Source organism: Pseudomonas sp. OST1909 (assembly GCF_015277575.1).
Lineage (GTDB): Bacteria > Pseudomonadota > Gammaproteobacteria > Pseudomonadales > Pseudomonadaceae > Aquipseudomonas > Aquipseudomonas synxantha_A.
The window spans coordinates 800,321-819,013 of record NZ_CP063780.1 but is presented as its reverse complement, the minus strand read 5'-3'; the positions used below and the strand labels follow the sequence as shown (position 1 = coordinate 819,013).

At 58.7% G+C, this 18,693-nt stretch carries 12 protein-coding genes, 2 tRNA genes and 1 pseudogene; 3 read left to right on the top strand and 12 right to left on the bottom strand.

Features of this window, described 5'->3' with window-relative positions; genetic code table 11:
- Positions 1 to 76: 76 nt before the first annotated feature.
- The 5 genes and pseudogenes from IH404_RS27745 to IH404_RS27735 all read right to left on the bottom strand — a co-directional run bounded on the left by IH404_RS27745 (position 77) and on the right by IH404_RS27735 (position 5,005).
- Positions 77 to 281, bottom strand: a pseudogene (locus IH404_RS27745) (hypothetical protein).
- A gap of 50 nt (positions 282 to 331) precedes the next feature.
- On the bottom strand, positions 332 to 790 hold the full coding sequence (locus IH404_RS03555) for a hypothetical protein (RefSeq protein ID WP_005784261.1): 459 nt from the start codon (positions 788 to 790) through the stop codon (positions 332 to 334).
- Positions 787 to 1,707 carry a hypothetical protein gene (locus tag IH404_RS03550; protein WP_005784259.1) on the bottom strand — a complete coding sequence of 307 codons (921 nt, stop codon included), beginning with the start codon at positions 1,705 to 1,707 and terminating at the stop codon, positions 787 to 789. Before IH404_RS03550 ends, IH404_RS03555 begins: the two co-directional genes overlap by 4 nt.
- Before the next feature lie 199 nt (positions 1,708 to 1,906).
- Entirely contained in the window at positions 1,907 to 4,210 is a 2,304-nt protein-coding gene (locus IH404_RS03545; RefSeq protein WP_005784258.1) for a YgiQ family radical SAM protein, read from the bottom strand.
- A 351-nt stretch (positions 4,211 to 4,561) separates the two neighbouring features.
- Entirely contained in the window at positions 4,562 to 5,005 is a 444-nt protein-coding gene (locus IH404_RS27735; RefSeq protein WP_157264109.1) for a hypothetical protein, read from the bottom strand.
- Between the two features lie 63 nt (positions 5,006 to 5,068).
- Between IH404_RS27735 and IH404_RS03540 the strand changes: the two genes are divergently transcribed.
- The gene (locus tag IH404_RS03540) at positions 5,069 to 10,813 is read left to right on the top strand and encodes a leucine-rich repeat domain-containing protein (protein ID WP_207301755.1); all 5,745 of its coding nucleotides are present in this window, start codon (positions 5,069 to 5,071) and stop codon (positions 10,811 to 10,813) included.
- Between the two features lie 4 nt (positions 10,814 to 10,817).
- Here the strand turns inward: IH404_RS03540 and dnaB are convergent, their stop codons facing one another.
- The 7 genes from dnaB to rnr form a co-directional block, all read right to left on the bottom strand.
- Positions 10,818 to 12,215: a replicative DNA helicase gene (dnaB, locus tag IH404_RS03535; RefSeq protein WP_003188079.1), complete on the bottom strand. Its 1,398-nt coding sequence runs from the start codon at positions 12,213 to 12,215 to the stop codon at positions 10,818 to 10,820.
- 111 nt (positions 12,216 to 12,326) lie between these two features.
- The gene (gene rplI, locus IH404_RS03530) at positions 12,327 to 12,773 is read right to left on the bottom strand and encodes a 50S ribosomal protein L9 (protein ID WP_003171376.1); all 447 of its coding nucleotides are present in this window, start codon (positions 12,771 to 12,773) and stop codon (positions 12,327 to 12,329) included.
- An 18-nt stretch (positions 12,774 to 12,791) separates the two neighbouring features.
- On the bottom strand, positions 12,792 to 13,685 hold the full coding sequence (locus IH404_RS03525) for a hypothetical protein (protein WP_005784252.1): 894 nt from the start codon (positions 13,683 to 13,685) through the stop codon (positions 12,792 to 12,794).
- A gap of 36 nt (positions 13,686 to 13,721) precedes the next feature.
- Complete coding sequence (gene rpsR / locus IH404_RS03520; protein WP_002551829.1) at positions 13,722 to 13,952, bottom strand: 30S ribosomal protein S18; 231 nt, start codon at positions 13,950 to 13,952, stop codon at positions 13,722 to 13,724.
- A 29-nt stretch (positions 13,953 to 13,981) separates the two neighbouring features.
- Positions 13,982 to 14,398, bottom strand: coding sequence for a 30S ribosomal protein S6 (gene rpsF, locus IH404_RS03515; RefSeq protein WP_005784250.1), 417 nt, complete (start codon positions 14,396 to 14,398; stop codon positions 13,982 to 13,984).
- A 310-nt stretch (positions 14,399 to 14,708) separates the two neighbouring features.
- Positions 14,709 to 15,464 (bottom strand): 23S rRNA (guanosine(2251)-2'-O)-methyltransferase RlmB, encoded by a 756-nt coding sequence (gene rlmB, locus IH404_RS03510; RefSeq protein ID WP_153838740.1) that lies wholly within the window; start codon positions 15,462 to 15,464, stop codon positions 14,709 to 14,711.
- Positions 15,461 to 18,091, bottom strand: coding sequence for a ribonuclease R (rnr, locus tag IH404_RS03505; protein ID WP_194439955.1), 2,631 nt, complete (start codon positions 18,089 to 18,091; stop codon positions 15,461 to 15,463). The genes rlmB and rnr overlap by 4 nt, the downstream gene beginning before the upstream one ends.
- Positions 18,092 to 18,316: 225 nt before the next feature.
- Between rnr and IH404_RS03500 the strand changes: the two genes are divergently transcribed.
- Positions 18,317 to 18,403: transfer RNA gene (locus tag IH404_RS03500), tRNA-Leu, on the top strand.
- A 154-nt stretch (positions 18,404 to 18,557) separates the two neighbouring features.
- Positions 18,558 to 18,644: transfer RNA gene (locus IH404_RS03495), tRNA-Leu, on the top strand.
- Positions 18,645 to 18,693: the final 49 nt, after the last annotated feature.

Here is an 18,693-nt window from a genome sequence, read left to right as displayed (position 1 = left end):
CCAACGTACGTGCCACGGTGCAAGGGCTGCACACATTTGTGGCGCCAGTGTGAGGATGGGTGGTGAATCTACTCAATCAACGGGCTTTGCGCTTTGCGATTGCGGCTTGGCGCAGATGGCGTATCTCGGACAGTTTTTTGCGCATTTCGCGGTGGCGTTTGCTGTTGAGCAGCAGTAACCCCAACAGCGGAAAGAGTACAATCAACACCGCGCAAACAGGTCACGCCAGCCATGGAAACCACAGCTGAGCCGGAGAAGATCGCCATGAAAATCGTCCCCATGAATACGGGGAAATGACGCGCCAGGAATCTGTTTATCGAAGGCGGCTCCTTCACATGCGACTACTCGATCTGACGGTTGATTTGACAGACTGCCGAATGCGACGGATTTCCACGAGTTTCGTGCGCATCTCTCGTTGAACCTTGCTATTGAGTGTCAATAATCCGAGCAATGGGAATAACAGCGCCAACCCATAAAGAACTTTGTGAGGCCGGAATTGAACCATCGGAACGACAAACAGTAGACAGGCGACGTAGATACCGACCATTACCCACACCCAGGAGGGTCGGCCCCGCAACATCATAAAGTTGCTATGGACCGTCAACAGAATGAGCAGCGCCCCGACCAACATGATCTTGAGCCCCACTTGAGCCAGCGGCACATCACGAAAATAGGTGACGAACGTCAGCGCCACAGCCAATGCCAAAGAAAAACACGCAGCAAATACGCCGCCCATAAACGTCAGAAAGTATTGCCTGAAAAAGTCGCGTAGCGTCATTAACTCGTTCATTCGTTTATTTCCTCGTACAACCCTATCGCTATGGTATTGACGTTTCCGGAGTACGCACTCCCGCCAAACCCTATGCTTGCGCCCAGGACGTCTTTGATCTGGGTAGTGGTGCTGTGCTTGAGCTGCGTAGGGGTGAAACGCTTGGTGAGCTCACCCGACGCCTGCTTCAATTTGAGCATCTTCGCAGTCAAGCTGGGATGGTTGATGCTGAGTAGCTCTTTCGTCAGCTTGGCTCTTTCCTGGCGATTCAAACCGCGAAGCACTTCACGCAGGCTCTTGCCCGTCGATGCAGTGGCGGCCCTAACCAGCTTGACCGTCGTCAGGGCCGAGGCGCCCACGCCTGCCAGGGATACTGCGTCCAGCACAATGGAAGCATTCTGGTACCAGCCCTCACTGTCGAGCCAATCCTTTACCTCAGGCTTGGCGACCTCCAGCGCTGTCCGGGCAATGCCGTTGAAACACTGAAGCGAACTTGCGCCGGCAGCCGCATACCCCACCACAACGATGACGGAACTGGCGCCGGCACTGAAAGGCACCAGAATTGTTCCACTGGCGATCGCAGCCCAACTGATGACAGCCCCAAAGCAGGAGACTCCGGTATTCACGGCTTCGCCAATCAGTCGCGATTCTCGAGGATTGCTCACGACATGTTGAGCAAACTGCGTTGGCGCAATGTACTTCTGCGCTTCACGCAAAATGATGCGCTTGGGCTTGATGCTGCAGATGGGCTTGAATTCGCGCAGGGTAATGACGTTGAAGTCGGCGTCGATGTATACGACGCCTGCGCCAACGATACCTGGATCGGCGTCGATGGCCGCAAACAGGCGCGGCAGGTTGATCTGGCTCTCAATGCGCTGGCGCGCCATGAACTGGGAGCGGTTGGAGTCCATGCCAATGTTGAGCAAGGGGTTGCCCATAAGTGTTCTTCCTTGAAATTGATAGTGCCCAGACCGGCCTCATAGCAGGCAAGCTCCCACTGGGGAATGCATTCCAAGTGTGGGAGCTGGCTTGCCTGCGATAGCAATCTAATGGACGCCACCTTACCAAACAGGCTCCCCCTCGACCAGAAAGCAAAACGCCAGCACGAGGCTGGCGTTCTGCATATTCAAGCGATGATCAACGCGGCACTACCGGCTTGCGCGCAGGCTTGCCGCCCTTGCCCTTGGCCGCATCGGCACGCTCTTTGGCGGCCTGCTTGTTACGCGCCTGAGCAGCCGCCTTGGCTTGCTCACGCTTGTCCCACGGGTTGCTGCCGTCGCTGCCACGGGGCGGCAGGCCGGTGTGCTGGGTGAGGATCCTGGTGGTGGTTTCCTTGGCGACCTTGTGGCTGCCGGCCGGCGTCGAGTTCTTGCGACGGGCGCTCTGGTAGCTGTCGGTGGCCGGCTGGTGCAGCGGGATCAACTGGTCTTTACCCGGTCCGATCAGGTCGGCGCGGCCCATGCGCGTCAGTGCTTCACGCAACATTGGCCAGCCTTTGGGGTCGTGATAGCGCAGGAACGCCTTGTGCAGACGGCGCTGTTCTTCGCTCTTGACGATGGTCACCGCGTCGCTCTTGTAGGTGACCTTGCGCAGCGGGTTCTTGCCCGAGTGGTACATCGCGGTGGCGGTGGCCATCGGCGACGGGTAGAACGCCTGCACCTGATCGGCACGGAAGCCGTTGCCCTTGAGCCACAGGGCCAGGTTCATCATGTCTTCATCGGTGGTGCCCGGGTGGGCGGCGATGAAGTACGGGATCAGGTACTGCTCCTTGCCCGCTTCCTTGGTGTACTTCTCGAACATGCGCTTGAACTTGTCATAGCTGCCGATGCCCGGTTTCATCATTTGGTTGAGCGGGCCTTCCTCGGTGTGTTCCGGGGCGATCTTCAGGTAGCCACCCACGTGATGGGTCACCAGCTCTTTCACGTACTCAGGCGACTCGACGGCCAGGTCGTAGCGCAGGCCGGAAGCAATCAAAATCTTCTTCACCCCCGGCAATGCACGGGCGCTGCGGTACAGCTGGATCAGCGACGAGTGGTCGGTATTCAGGTTCGGGCAGATGCCAGGGAACACGCACGACGGCTTGCGGCACGCGGATTCGATTTCCGGGCTCTTGCAGGCAATGCGGTACATGTTCGCGGTCGGCCCGCCGAGGTCGGAGATCACCCCGGTAAAGCCCGGCACCTTGTCGCGGATCTCTTCGATTTCGCGAATGATCGACTCTTCGGAACGGTTCTGGATGATGCGGCCTTCGTGCTCGGTGATCGAGCAGAAGGTGCAGCCGCCGAAGCAGCCACGCATGATGTTTACCGAGAAGCGGATCATGTCGTAGGCCGGGATTTTCTCGTTGCCATACGCAGGGTGCGGTACGCGGGCATAAGGCATACCGAACACGTAGTCCATTTCTTCGGTGGTCATGGGGATGGGCGGCGGGTTGAACCAAACGTCCACGTCACCATGTTTCTGCACCAGGGCGCGGGCGTTGCCCGGGTTGGTTTCCAGGTGCAGCACGCGGTTGGCGTGGGCGTAGAGCACCGCGTCACCGCGGACTTTTTCCACCGACGGCAGGCGGATCACAGTCTTGTCGCGGGTCATGCGCGGGCTGGCCAGGATCTGCACGACCTTGGCTTCTTCCGGGTCATCCACCGGCCCTTTCTCTTGCTCGATGGCGCAGGCCTGGGTGTCCTGGGTGTTGACGTACGGGTTGATGATCTTGTCGACCTTGCCCGGACGGTCGATACGCGTGGAGTCCACTTCGTACCAGCCCGCGGGTGTGTCACGGCGAATGAACGCGGTGCCGCGCACGTCGGTGATGTCTTCGATCTTGTGGCCCCACGACAGGCGCTGGGCGACTTCGACAATGGCGCGCTCGGCGTTGCCGTACAGCAGGATATCGGCGGTGGCGTCGATCAGGATCGAGTTGCGCACCCGGTCCTGCCAGTAGTCGTAGTGGGCGATACGGCGCAGGGAGGCTTCGATGCCGCCAAGCACGATCGGCACGTTCTTGTAGGCTTCCTTGCAGCGCTGGCTGTACACCAGGCTGGCGCGGTCCGGGCGTTTGCCGGCCATGCCGCCTGGGGTGTAGGCGTCGTCGGAGCGGATTTTCTTGTCGGCGGTGTAGCGGTTGATCATCGAGTCCATGTTGCCGGCCGCGACGCCGAAGAACAGGTTCGGTTCGCCGAGCTTCATGAAGTCGTCTTTGGACTGCCAGTTCGGCTGGGCAATGATCCCGACGCGAAAGCCCTGGGACTCCAGCAGCCGGCCGATGATCGCCATGCCGAACGATGGGTGATCCACATACGCATCTCCGGTGACGATGATGATGTCGCAGGAATCCCAGCCAAGCTGATCCATCTCCTCCCTGCTCATCGGCAGGAATGGCGCAGGACCGAAACATTCGGCCCAGTACTTGGGATAGTCAAATAACGGCTTGGCTGTTTGCATGACGGTGACCGGTGTTGAGATGAAAAATCGCGGGCGCGGAATATAGCACAAATTTTGACCAATTCCGACGGCAATGGTCGGCTTTTAGCCACGCCGCGCCCGACGGCGCTTATAGCCCGGTTTTGCTGGGGGCGAGGCCCACATAGGCGCGCTGATCACGCGTCGTCACTGGGGGTGCACTACGCAGGCGTTTTCAGCGCACAGCTTTATGCACCTCTTCTTCTGGTACTGCCCGCCCTAAGGTCGCTCAATCTTTTCAACAGAGCGCCTGCCACGCTGCTGTGCCAAGCGCTCTCTTCCCGAGCACACACCATGACCAACTCAGTCACCTTTGACGCAGAGCAACCTGCATTACTCACCAACGAAAGCTGGGCCGAACAACAGATCTTTCAACTGATACAGGAAAACGTAAATGCCTTCATGGGCAAAATGGGCGTGGACGAGCAAAAAGAATACCTGCGCCTGAGCAAGGATCTGGTGGAGCGCGAGCAAACCCTCGGCAACGCCCTCACAGATCTTTACAACGACTTGAGCCAGCAAATGGTCGACGCTCTGGAGCGAGAGCTGAAGAGCAAAACCGGCACGGCCATCAATTCGCGCACCACCTACCTGAAGACGCGGATCCGGCAGTTGCCGGTCTCCCAGGATGACCTCCCCGCCAACGATCGCCTGGGCAACAACGTGCGTATCTACAAAGAGGACCTGGGCGTACGTGAGTACGAACGCTCGATCACCTTGCTGGAGGCCGCGTATCGCAACTTCGGGTTTACTGCGTATTTCTCCACCGAAGAACAACGCGCCAGCTCTATCAGCGGCAACGTCATCAGCGTCAAAGCCTTCGTGGCCGTCGCAAGGAGCGTGGACATCGGCACGCGCATCAGCGACTACATCGAAAAAGAGTTCAAGAAGCGTCTGTCCAATCCGCTATTCGGCCTGCAAAGCACCAAGCTGCTGGTCGCATTGAGGGACGCCTATCGTACCAATGAGTCTTGGAGTATCAGCGAATGGGAATTCAATGAACTTAAAGACTGGCTGTTCGACACCAGCGTGTATTGGGACCTCTACCAACTGGACGCCGGCGGCGAAAAGATTGCCCTGCCGTTCTTTACTCGTCGCTTTGACACGCCCGACGGCTCTTGCGTCTACAGCTACTTCCCGGACCGCCCCAATGGCGCGTTACGCCGACATGCCTCCAGGCAAGAAGCCGTGGACTCGCTGCAGGACCAGATCCGCAACGACGTGGGGCTGGCACACTTCAGCTGGTTCATGAAGGCCATCTCCCTGAACAATCAGGAAAAGCTGCGAGCCTTTATCAAACCGCTGAAGGTCAACCGGGACGAGCTCGCCTGGCATGCCAGAATCCTGTATGACCTGTTCGCCAGCAAGACCCCAAACAGGCAAAAACTGGCGGTGGAAAAAATCGGCACGGACATCCGCTGCCTCGCCCACACCTTGCCGATCCACCAGGCGTGGCCGATACAATCGGACCTTATCCGACTGGCCCGCACCAATAAATTGGCGGACCAGGAGGCCGCCATTGCGTTGGCCACCTATCTGGTCAGCGAAACCTTGTCGATGCTGCTGATCCCCCTTCCCGGTGGCGTGACAGGTTTGGGCAAAATCATGTTGGTCGCAATGCTGGGCACCCTCGTCTATCAGACCTGGTCTGCCATTGCGGCGCTGCGCCGAGGCCAGCAGGCCGAGCTGGTGCAAGCCGTCGGTGACATTCTTGACCTGCTGGTGGGGCTGCGCTTGCAGGGTGCAGCGGCAAAGTTATCTGCACGCCGCACCCGCCAGTTGATGAACGCGCTGGGCAACCCCAACTACGCTACTGCCAAAGACGGCAAGCCAGGGTTGTGGTTCATCAACGACTACACAAAAATCGACCCGAACTACCTGACAGGGCTTGAACAAAACCCTCAAGGGCTGTTTGAAAAGGACAACCGAAGCTACATCAAACTGCAGGTCGACAACCAAACCAAATTCGCCCAGGTCACTCTCGAAAAAAGCTCCGGGCGCTATCAACTGGACATGCCGGGCTCTTCAAGCATTCACCCCTATGTCACTTACTCAGCCAAACATGACCGCTGGACACTCGACCCCATCGATACCCGTGCGCTGAACGAAGCCCAACTGCTGCAGCACATGATCTCGCCCAGCGAGTTGCCGCTGAGCCCGACAGCTTGCAAGCGCGCCCTGGATGTCGCGGCCGTCGATCGCCAGGAGCTGCTGGATATCTGGTTCGATCGCCGGCCCACCCCTGTCGCATTGACGCAGGCTATCGAGAATCAGCAACTGCGCGATGGGCTCACCCAGTTGCAAACGGCGCTCGGGCAGAACGATGGTCCGCTGCCGCCCATCGCCGATCAGGTCATGCCTGCACTACTGGCCGATCTGGGCACCTGCACGATCAAGCTGTACACCCCTGACGGCAAGACCTTGCTGTCCAGCCACGCACCCGTGCTCGGGGCCAACACACAGCCCTTGGCCACAATCGAGCTACGCAAGGACGGGCGCGATCGCTACCTGGCCCTGGCATTTGGCTCGTCGATTGCCTCACTCATGCAACAGGTCCTGCAGGAACATGAACGGCTCGTCCCGGATAGCACATTGGGTAAGACAGGTCACGGCAGTGAAGAGCAACCCCTGGCGAGCCGACTGCTTGGGCTGAGGAAAAAACTCGCAGCACACCTTCAGACACATCAAGCAGCAGTGTATGAGGCGTTACGCGATGGCCGACTGCGCGACCACCTGAATGCAAAACATCCAGCCACTCGGTTTGCACCCACGGCGCAGTTCGAGCAGACGCCCGGTGGTGAACTCGCAATCGGCCTGTTGCGGCGTCGCTTTCCGGACCTTTCACGGGCAATGGCCGCGGACTTGCTACAGCATCATCCCTCGTTGCGTGACATCGGCCTGTATTCGCGCCTGGAGGCTCCGGTGCGCGAAGCCATTCACAAAAGTATTCAACAAAGCACCATCATTGAGGCGCTCAACGCACTGTCGGACCCGAGCGGCCTCGGTCTCAACGCGCAAAGCCAAGCCCTGTTCTGCAACCTGCTGACGCTCTTGCCGGGCTGGCCGAGCGACGTCGGAGTGCAGGTTTATCAAGGCTCCACCGATCAGACCGGGCGGATCACCCAGCGAGGTTCACTGCTGGACACCTATGGGAGCGAAGACGCAGACAGCTTCGTCATGTTGGTCAAGTCCGGCACTGAATATGCCGGTTACCTACAGGACAGTGGCGACCTGAAAACGGCAGTCGCCGGGGAGAACAGCCTACTCGGCGCCACCTTGCACGCCCTCACCGAAACCCAACGCAATGAGCTGGGCCTTGAACCCCACGACATCGCCGTGCTGGCTCAGGACGTGCTTGAACAGGCGCGCGTACAGCAGGCGCACCTGCCGGAATTTCTCACACCTTCGCGGGAGGCGCCGCTGTCGAACCAAAGCATCAGTGCTTTCCGGATACCCCACAAGCAGGTGCCAGACAATGCCGACGCAGACGGCGTTCATGCCCTGGGCGGGCGTCAATACGCGAACATCGACGACGGCCCCTATCAGGTCATGCTCGACCGCGACGCCTCCTCGGCGACAGGCAAAGTCTGGCGCATCGTAAAACCGGGCGATCCGGTGGCGATGGACGCAGATAACATCTACAACGGCAGCCGCTTCGGCGAAAGCCATGCCATCCGGCGCAATGCCGCCAATGTGTGGGTCAGCGCCATCGTCGGCGCACCGGGGGGTGTACGCGGCGAGGGACATGACTGGTCGTTCTTTCGGCAATTGGCCGACCGTGCCAGCGCACTCTTGAATCAACTGCGCAGCCCGCAGCGGAGGGTGCACACACTGTTCCCGTCTTTTGACCAGGGACAGATCAACGCCTTTATCCAGTCTCTGGGCAGCGACATTGCTGGCGGGCTGGCGCGACGGGAAGCCGAGTACAGAACCCTCAGCACGGAGTTGAAGGCATGGCGGCATGCGAACGCATCCGAATCTGCAGGCTGGGCCAAGCTCGCTACCGATGAGGTCAAACAGTGCTGGCGTCGGGAGACAGGCGCACAACTGAAGTTACCCGCGAACCTCGCATCGCTGCCCGCCTTAAAAGCAGATTTCAGCCATGTGCGCGAGCTTTTCATGGAGTCCGTTGCCTGGTCAGAGAACGCCGATGTATTCCTGAGCAATTTCACGGCCCTTGAACGCCTGGACATCACCCGCTCCAAACTCGCCGCGCTGCCCCCCGCGATTGGTGACATGACTAAACTGACCACTTTGAACCTGAGGTCTAATCACATCCGCCTGGACACACAAAGCGCTCAAAAAATCAGCGCCCTCACAACGCTCAAACAAGTTGACCTGTCGGGAAACCCGCTGGGGGCAGCCCTGGACTTCAGTCAGATGCCGGGGCTTAAAACCTTGGACTTGAGCGATACTCAAATAGATCAGTGGCCAACCGGCCTGCACAACGCGAGCGCGCTAAAACTTGTCGATCTGCGCAACAACCAATTGCGCCACGTGCCTGAGGCCAACCTGAACCCGGCGCCTGAACAACTCAACGCCATGGTCCACGTCAACGGCGTTACGCTTCTTGAGGGCAACCCATTCCCCGCTGGCTACTGGAAGACCCTTGAAGCGTATTGGCAACGCTTGGCTACCAATCACCCCGAACTGAGCACACCGGCTCAAACCGGTGCCTTCAGGATCGAGGCGGACGCGCATGAGATCCAGGTAGTACAGCGGATGTATCCCGAGAAAAACGCCCAGGCCGCCAAGGAGTATCTGATTGGCCTGGGTGACAACACAGAAACAGAAATGGCGCGTATCCAGGCCTTCGATCAGTTGGACAAGCAACTGGTACGCTATATCGCCGAGCATGACCCCAACGCCCCTCGCCCTCCGGGCACCCAAAAACCGGACTCGGCCTACGCCTCCAAATTAATCAGGGAGTGCTGGGTCAAGTCAGCGGACTCATTACGCCTGCCTTCCTTGAGGGCCCCCCTTCCGGCACTGACCGCCGATTTCAGCCACGTCAAAATACTCAGTATCGACTCGGTAACCTCGTCGGCCGGTGCAGATACGTTCCTGGCAAACTTCCCCAACCTGACCGTGCTGAGCATTGCCTACTCCAACATTGAGACGTTGCCTGCCAGCATTGGCCAGATGAAAAAACTGGTTAACCTGAGCCTGTGCCGAAACAACATGAAGCTGGATGAAACGAGTGCTTCGATCCTGAGTAAGCTGGACCAACTAGGAGTTCTCGATCTTTCGGAAAACCCACTGCAGATAACACCTGACTTCAGCACCATGACCAGCTTGAACACTGTGGTCTTATCTAACACCGGGATAAGTCAGTGGCCCACCGGGTTACTGAACCTGCCGTCTTTGGCTCACTTGGACTTGCGCTTCAACAACTTGCGTGAAGTGCCGCAGGCCAACCTCAATCCTGCCGCCGAAAACCTGCAAACAGTGGCGCGGATCAATGCCGGCACGCGGCTGGAGGGCAACCGGTTCCCCGCCCAATATTGGAAAAAGTTCGATGAATATTGGCAACGCCTGTACGACACTCATCCGGAACTGGCGGACCCCGCTGATCCTAAAGTTTTCGACGTAAAGAACTCTCCGGCACAGCGCTACCGTCAACAGCATCCGACCATGCGCATCAAGGAGTGCAGGGAGCGGCTCTGGCGCATGGGGCAAGGCGTTTCATCCGGCACACTAGGCAGACAATTTGAACGATTAACAGCGCAACTCGATTATTGGGTACGCGTAGAAGGTGGCGATGTGCAGGACGCCTCGTCTTCCACACAACAAGGTGACCGCCTGCGCGCGGACTTGGAAAAGGCCAGGGAGCGAATCCTCAGTTGCTGGCAGTTAAACGCCCCCCAACAATTTGCCGCCAATGGCACTCCGATTGGCCAGGAGCTGAATCTGAGCGGACTGAAACTGCCCAACCTGCCACCCATCAACGCCGACTTCAAACATGTCGGGTCGCTTAATTTGAGCAAGATGAACCTGAAGGCTCTCCCAAAGGGCTTCCTGGGTCAATTTCGTAATATACGCTGGCTGAATCTGGCGAGAAACCATCTAACGGAGCTGCCCGAGGGCGTGGCTGAAATGAATGGCCTGACGCGTCTATTCCTACAGAATAACCAGCTGAAACTGACTGTCGAGGCTGCGCAAGTGCTTTCCGGGCGAACCACACTCAAGGCATTGTGGCTGCATAACAACCCGGGATTGGAGACACCCCCCGATTTCAGCCTGATGACCGAAATGTGCGACGTCAATCTGTCGAATACAGGTATCGACACCTGGCCGACCGGCCTGTTTACCCAGCCTGGCCTGGAGAGGATCAAGCTGAACCACAACCAAATAACCGAAATTCCGGACTACGTGGTTGAGCCAACGGCTAATTGGCTGGCGCACTCCGTCCAAGTCAACAGCATCACTGAGGTGTCACACAACCCGCTGTCCAGCGTCACTCGCGTGCAAATACAACGCTATGAGCAGCGCTTGCTGGCCGCTGGCATGATGCTCAACGCAGAACCCAACCTGATCACGACGGCGGCGGTCACAAAAGACCGCGAATCAACCCGCGAAATGTGAGTGTTTACTCATCGTCGTCGAAGTTGTAACTGCCCGGTGCCAGGTTCTCGAAGCGTGTGTACTTACCGATGAACGCCAGGCGGATAAAGCCGATCGGGCCGTTACGCTGCTTGCCGATGATGATCTCGGCGATGCCCTTGTGTTCCGTTTCGGGGTGGTACACCTCGTCGCGGTACACGAACATGATCACGTCGGCGTCCTGCTCGATTGCTCCGGATTCACGCAAGTCGGAGTTCACCGGGCGCTTGTTGGGGCGTTGCTCCAGGGAGCGGTTGAGCTGGGACAGCGCCACCACCGGGCAGTTGAATTCCTTGGCCAGGGCTTTGAGGGACCGGGAGATTTCGGAAATCTCGTTGGTACGGTTGTCGCCGCTGGAACCCGGGATCTGCATCAGTTGCAGGTAGTCGATCATGATCAGCGCGATATCACCGTGCTCGCGCACCAGTCGGCGGGTACGCGCACGCATCTCGGACGGGCTGATACCGGCCGTGTCGTCGATGAACAGCTTGCGGTCATTGAGCAGGTTGACCGCCGAGGTCAGGCGCGGCCAATCGTCGTCTTCCAACTGGCCGGAGCGCACTTTGGTCTGGTCGATACGACCCAGGGACGAAAGCATACGCATGATCAGCGATTCGCCTGGCATTTCGAGGGAGTACACCAATACCGCCTTGTCGCTGCGCAGTACGGCGTTTTCCACCAGGTTCATCGCAAAGGTGGTCTTACCCATGGACGGACGGCCGGCGACGATGATCAGGTCGGACGGTTGCAGGCCGCTGGTCTTTTCGTCGAGGTCGGTGTAGCCGGTGGAAATACCGGTAATGGCCGCGTCGGTGTTGAACAAGGTATCGATACGGTCGATAGCCTTGGTCAGCAGGTCGTTGACGCTGACCGGGCCGCCGGTTTTGGGCCGTGCTTCGGCGATCTGGAAGATCTGGCGTTCGGCTTCATCAAGGATCTCGGCGGCGGTACGGCCTTCCGGGTTGAAGGCGCTGTCGGCGATTTCGGTGCTGATGCCGATCAACTGGCGCAGGGTGGCGCGCTCGCGGACGATCTGCGCATAGGCCTTGATGTTGGCGACGGACGGCGTGTTTTTCGCCAGCTCACCGAGATAGCCCAGGCCGCCGACCTGGGAGGTCTGGCCTTCCTTGTCCAGTTGTTCGGCCAGCGTCACCACGTCGATCGGTGAGTTCTGGTCGGCCAGCTTGGCGATGGCGCGGAAGATCAGGCGGTGGTCATGGCGATAGAAGTCACCGTCCGAGACTTGATCCAGCACGCGTTCCCAGGCGTTGTTGTCCAGCATCAAGCCACCGAGCACGGCCTGTTCGGCCTCGATGGAATGCGGCGGCACCTTCAGGGCAGCGGTTTGCAGATCGTATTGCTCAGGAGCGGAGATTTCGTTCATGGCCACTTGGAATTTAAGGGTGTGTAGAAAAACAAAAGGCACGACCTGTAAACAGGATCGTGCCCGATGTTAACCGGCTGACACGCGAGGTGCCAGTCAGTTAGGTGCGACTTAAGCTGCTACCACGACAACGCGTACGGTGGCTTCAACTTCGGCGTGCAGGTGCACGGCTACGTCGAATTCGCCTACGTTGCGGATGGTGCCGTTCGGCAGACGAACTTCGCTCTTCTGCACTTCAACGCCGGAGGCGGTCAGTGCATCAGCGATGTCGTGGGTGCCGATCGAACCGAACAGCTTGCCTTCGTCACCGGCGGTGGCAGTGATAGTCACTTCCAGCTCAGCCAGTTGGGCAGCGCGAGTTTCGGCCGAAGCTTTTTTGTCTGCTGCGGCTTTTTCCAGCTCAGCACGACGCTCTTCAAACGCAGCCAGGTTGGCAGCGGTTGCAGCGGTGGCTTTGCCGTATGGCAGCAGGTAGTTACGACCGTAGCCGGCCTTAACGTTCACTTTGTCGCCCAGGTTGCCCAGGTTGGCGACTTTTTCCAGAAGGATCAGTTGCATGTGAAAATCCTCTAACTTTTAACCTTCACCGTTCGCGCTATCGGCATCTTTCGACGCCAGACGTCCGCGAAAATCAATCAGGCCGTCGACAATGGCCAGAACCACGAGTAACGGATAGATCAGCTGCATGAACAGCAACAGCGTGACGTACAACCCCACCAGCCAGAACCTGGCCAGGCGCTTTCGCGCAACCAGCCCGTGAATCAGGGCCAGCCCGGCAAACACCAGCGGTACGCTGCAAATCGGCGCCAGCAAGGCCATCTGTGGACCGAAGTTCGGCCCGACAACCATGCACGCCAGCAGCAACATCGCCGGCCCCGCAGGGATTCTGATACTGCGAAACTCGCGACCAAAACCACCCGGGTTGTACAACAACGCCTGCCAATAACGCCCAAGAATCAGGCTCAGCACGCTGACGACCTGCAACAGTGCCGCAATCAGGCCGGTCAGGACCGGAGCAATCAGTGACGCAAACCGCGCTCGCTCATCTACCGACAATTGCTGGTAGAGATCCCCGAGAGCCAGTGGCAGGATCTTGACGATCTCCTGCGACAGCGCCTCGATTTGCGGGCGGAAAGCCGCGCCAAGCATCACTGAGTACACCAACCCCAATGCCACGCTGACCAGCAGCGTACGGACCCAGGACTCACTTGCGCGTAAAACCAACGCAAGGCTCGATGACCCCAGCAGTACCAGAAGTACCCGTGGATCACCCATTTGCAACCACCAGATCAAGGCCGGCAACAAACCCAGGGCAAGAACGCCAAGAGCGTCCTTCAAACCGCGCCGCAGCAGCACAAGGCAACCTGCGGCAGCACCCAACCAATAAAGCAACGGCAATGCCGCACAGCCAGCCACTACCAGAGTGGCCTGCACGCGACCGCGCATGATGAACTCAGCTAAGGCGCGCATGCATTCAATCCCTTACTACTTGTCGACTGCCCGGTCTCAGCGGCCGTGGCTGTCGGTGTAGGCCAGCAGGGCCAGGAAGCGGGCGCGCTTGATAGCGGTGGCCAGCTGACGCTGATAACGTGCTTTGGTACCGGTGATACGGCTTGGAACGATTTTGCCGGTCTCGGATACGTAAGCTTTCAGAGTGTTGAGATCTTTGTAATCGATCTCTTTCACGTCTTCAGCGGTGAAGCGGCAGAATTTACGACGACGGAAGAAACGTGCCATTTGATAGGCTCCTTAATAAGGTCCGTGGATTACTCGTCAGCGTTATCGCTGTTGTCACTGTCATCAGCGCTATCATCAGCGCCTTCTTCAGGACGGTCGCGACGCTCACGGCGCTCACTGCGGTTTTCTTCAGCCTTGAGCATCTCGGATTGGCCGGTAACGGCTTCTTCGCGACGGATGACCAGGTTACGGATCACTGCATCGTTGTAGCGGAAGTTGTCTTCCAGCTCGGCCAGGGCCTTGCCAGTGCACTCAACGTTCAGCATCACGTAGTGAGCCTTGTGAACATTGTTGATTGCGTAGGCCAGTTGACGACGGCCCCAATCTTCCAGACGGTGGATTTTGCCGCCGTCTTCTTCGATCAGCTTGGTGTAACGCTCAACCATGCCGCCGACTTGCTCGCTTTGATCCGGGTGGACCAAAAAGATGATTTCGTAATGACGCATGAATGCTCCTTACGGGTTGTAGCCTGCCGCTCAAAAACGGTCAGACAAGGAGTGAATGACACTTATGGATCTTGCCGCAGGGGAGGCACATCGGTGCCTGCCAGGAAGGCAAGGGGCGCAATTGTAGAGAAGGGGGAGAAGCGGCGCAAGGTAATTGGTGATTATTTGAACAATGCTTACTGACACCAGAAACCAATGTGGGAGGGGGCTTGCTCCCGATTGCGGGAGTTCAGTCACATCATCTGTAACTGACCCACCGCTATCGGGAGCAAGCCCCCTCCCACATTTTGGTTCTGTGCCAGGCTCGGGATTACTTCTTGGCTTTGACCTTGGCACCACGCTGACGCTGGGCTTCAAACAGGCACACGCCCGTCGCCACCGACACGTTCAGGCTGCTGACGCTACCGGCCATCGGCAAGTGCACCAGGTAATCGCAATGCTCACGGGTCAAACGACGCATGCCTTTGCCTTCGGCGCCCATGATCAGGATGGTCGGGCCGGTCAAGTCCTGGTCATAAATGCTGACCTCGGCCTCGCCTGCCGTACCCACGACCCACAGGCCACGCTGCTGGAGTTTCTCCAGGGTGCGCGCCAGGTTGGTCACGGCCACCAGCGGAATCACTTCCGCCGCACCACACGCCACTTTACGCACCACCGGGGTCAGGGTTGCCGACTTGTCTTTAGGCACGATCACCGCCAGCGCGCCGGCAGCATCTGCCGAACGCAGGCACGCGCCGAGGTTGTGCGGATCGGTCACACCGTCCAGCACCAGCAGGAGCGGCGCACCTTCGGTACGGTCGAGCAGCTCGTCGAGCATGGCTTCGCCCCATACCTGGCTTGGGCTGACGTCTGCAACCACGCCCTGGTGAACACCTTCAACCCACACGTCCATTTCTCGACGCTCGGCCTGGCCGATGGCAACCTTGTTTTGGCTGGCCAGTTCAACCAGCGCCTGTACGCGCGGCTCGCTGCGACCTTCTGCCAGCCAAACCTGCTTGACGCGTTTGGGGTGGTGACGCAGCAGTGCTTCTACGGCATGCACACCGTAGATTTTTTCCAGACTCATGACTTGGCCTTAGGTTTGCGCGACCCGCCGCTTTTCGCGGGGGCAGAGCCCGCTTTTGGCGGGCCTTTACGATGTTTACTTGGCTTGCTCGACGGTTTTTCCGCCCCTTGGGACTTTCCCCCAGACGCCGCTTTACCACCACTTTTGGCTTCGTTGAGCAGCTGCTGCTTCAACTCGCGGCTCTTGCGCAGCTCGGCGTTTTTCGCCGCAGCATCGCTTGGGCGGTAGGCTTCAGGAGCCTTGTCCTTGGCGGAAGAGCGACGCCCCGACTTGGCAGGTGCAGGCTCGGCAGCCGTCTTCGCGCCAGTGGCCTTGCCTTTGGAAGCCGGCGCTGCAGTTTCGCTGCCACGCTTTTTGCGGCCAGCCGGCTCAGCAGGCTTGTCAGGCATACCGAAGTCGATCTTGCGTTCGTCCAGGTCGACACGCATGACCTGCACTTCGACGGTATCGCCCAAGCGGAAGCTGCGACCGGTGCGCTCGCCCGCCAGACGGTGGTGCACAGGATCGAAGTGGTAGTAGTCACCCGGCAAGGCGGTGACATGCACCAGGCCCTCGACGTAGATGTCGGTCAGTTCCACAAACAGACCAAAGCCGGTCACGGCGGTGATCACACCCGGGAACGACTCGCCTACACGATCCTTCATGAACTCGCACTTGAGCCAGTTCACTACGTCGCGGGTGGCTTCGTCGGCGCGGCGCTCGCTCATGGAGCACTGCTCGCCCAACTGTTCCAGGGCCGCCTCGTCGTACGGATAGATCCGCGCCTTCGGAATAGTCATGGCACCGGCGCGCTTGACGTGCGGGGTGTTCTGCTTGGAGTGGATCACGCTGCGGATTGCGCGGTGCGTGAGCAAATCCGGGTAACGACGGATCGGCGACGTGAAGTGGGTGTACGCCTCGTAGTTGAGGCCAAAGTGGCCCTGGTTATCGGCGCTGTACACCGCCTGGCTCAGGGATCGCAGCATCACGGTCTGGATCACGTGGTAATCCGGACGGTCCTTGATGCTGGCCAGCAGAGCCTGGTAATCCTTGGGCGTCGGGCCATCCTTGCCTTTATGCAGGGACAGGCCAAGCTCACCAAGGAAGGCGCGCAGTTTTTCCAGGCGCTCCGGCGGCGGACCGTCGTGCACGCGGTACAACGCAGGAATTTCGTGCTTCTTCAGGAACTCGGCAGTGGCCACGTTGGCCGCCAGCATGCATTCCTCAATCAACTTGTGCGCGTCGTTACGGGTGGTCGGGGTGATCGCGGCGATCTTGCGCTCGGAACCGAAAACAATCCGGGTTTCCTGGGTTTCAAAATCGATCGCGCCACGGGTATGACGGGCGCCCAGCAGCACCTTGTACAGCGAGTACAACTGCTTGAGGTGCGGGACCACGCCAGCGTATTCGGTACGCAGGGCCTTGGCTTCGCTGGTCTTCGGCGTCTCCAGGATGGTGCTGACCTTGTTGTAGGTCAGACGCGCCTGGGAGTGGATCACCGCTTCGTAGAACTGGTAGTCGGTCATTTCGCCGGTTTTGGAGATGGTCATCTCGCACACCATGGCCAAACGGTCGACTTTCGGGTTCAGGGAGCACAGGCCGTTGGACAGCTGCTCAGGCAGCATCGGGATCACGCGCTCAGGGAAGTACACGGAGTTACCGCGCACCTGGGCTTCGTTATCCAGGGCCGAACCGATCTTCACGTAGCTGGACACGTCGGCAATCGCGACGTACAGCTTCCAGCCGCCGGAGAACAGGCGCAGCTTGCCAGGCTTGGCTTCGCAGTAGACCGCATCGTCGAAGTCGCGAGCATCTTCGCCGTCAATGGTGACGAACGGCAGATGACGCAGGTCGATGCGTTTTTCTTTGTCTTTCTCTTCGACTTCCGGCTTGAGCTTGGCGGCTTCCTTGAGCACGGCATCAGGCCAGACGTGAGGAATATCGTAGGTGCGCAGCGCAACGTCGATTTCCATGCCGGGCGCCATGTAGTTGCCGACCACTTCAACGATATCGCCCTGGGGCTGGAAGCGCGCCGTTGGCCAATGGGTGATTTTCACCTCGACGAACTGGCCGACCTTGGCGGCACCGTTGCGGCCGGGGGTGATCAGCACTTCCTGCTGGACCTTCGGGTTATCCGGCACGACAAAGCCGATGCCGCCTTCTTCGAAGTAACGGCCGACGATGGACTCGTGGGCACGGGACACCACTTCGACGATCACGCCTTCGCGACGACCGCGACGGTCCAGGCCGGAAACCCGCGCCAGGGCGCGGTCGCCATCGAACACCAGGCGCATTTGCGCCGGGCTCATGAACAGATCGTCACTGCCGTCATCCGGGATCAGGAAGCCGAAACCGTCACGATGGCCGGCAATGCGGCCCAGGATCAGGTCGAGCTTGTCTACCGGCGCGTAAGTGCCACGACGGGTGTAGATCAATTGAGCATCGCGCTCCATCGCACGCAGACGGCGGCGCAGGGCTTCGAGCTGGTCTTCGGTGGTCAGACCGAATTCTTCGACCAACTGCTCGCGGCTAGCAGGCGAACCACGATCGGCGAGGTGCGCCAGGATCAGTTCGCGGCTAGGAATAGGGTTTTCATATTTTTCCGCTTCACGAGCGGCCTCGGGATCGAGGGACTGCCAATCGGCCATTAGAGAGTTTTCACCTTGTCTATATGTGGGTTAGTTTGGCATACGCGTATTGAAACGGGAAATTTCAGGTATCAACAAGCGTTTAAAAGACCTTTACGCCCCCCGCCGCGCACCTTGCACGACCACTGGCGAAATTTTCCAGGGTTTTTTCATGGCAGGGGTTTACAGCTCAAATATCGCTCCGTATAGTGCGCGCCATCGACGACGGCAACGTTGTCGGATAATGCCCAGGTGGTGAAATTGGTAGACACGCCAGCTTCAGGTGCTGGTGATCGCAAGGTCGTGGAAGTTCGAGTCTTCTCCTGGGCACCAAATTCAGATCAAACCCGCGAAAGCGGGTTTTTTCGTTTCAGGCCTTTGATTTTTAACGGAAAAATTGATTTATATTTTTCGAATCAGGGGTTTACAGATCAAAAAGCCCGCCGTATAGTTCGCCCCATCAACAGCGGCAACGTTGTTAGATAATGCCCAGGTGGTGAAATTGGTAGACACGCCAGCTTCAGGTGCTGGTGATCGCAAGGTCGTGGAAGTTCGAGTCTTCTCCTGGGCACCAAATTCAGATCAAACCCGCGAAAGCGGGTTTTTTCGTTTCTGACGCTCGA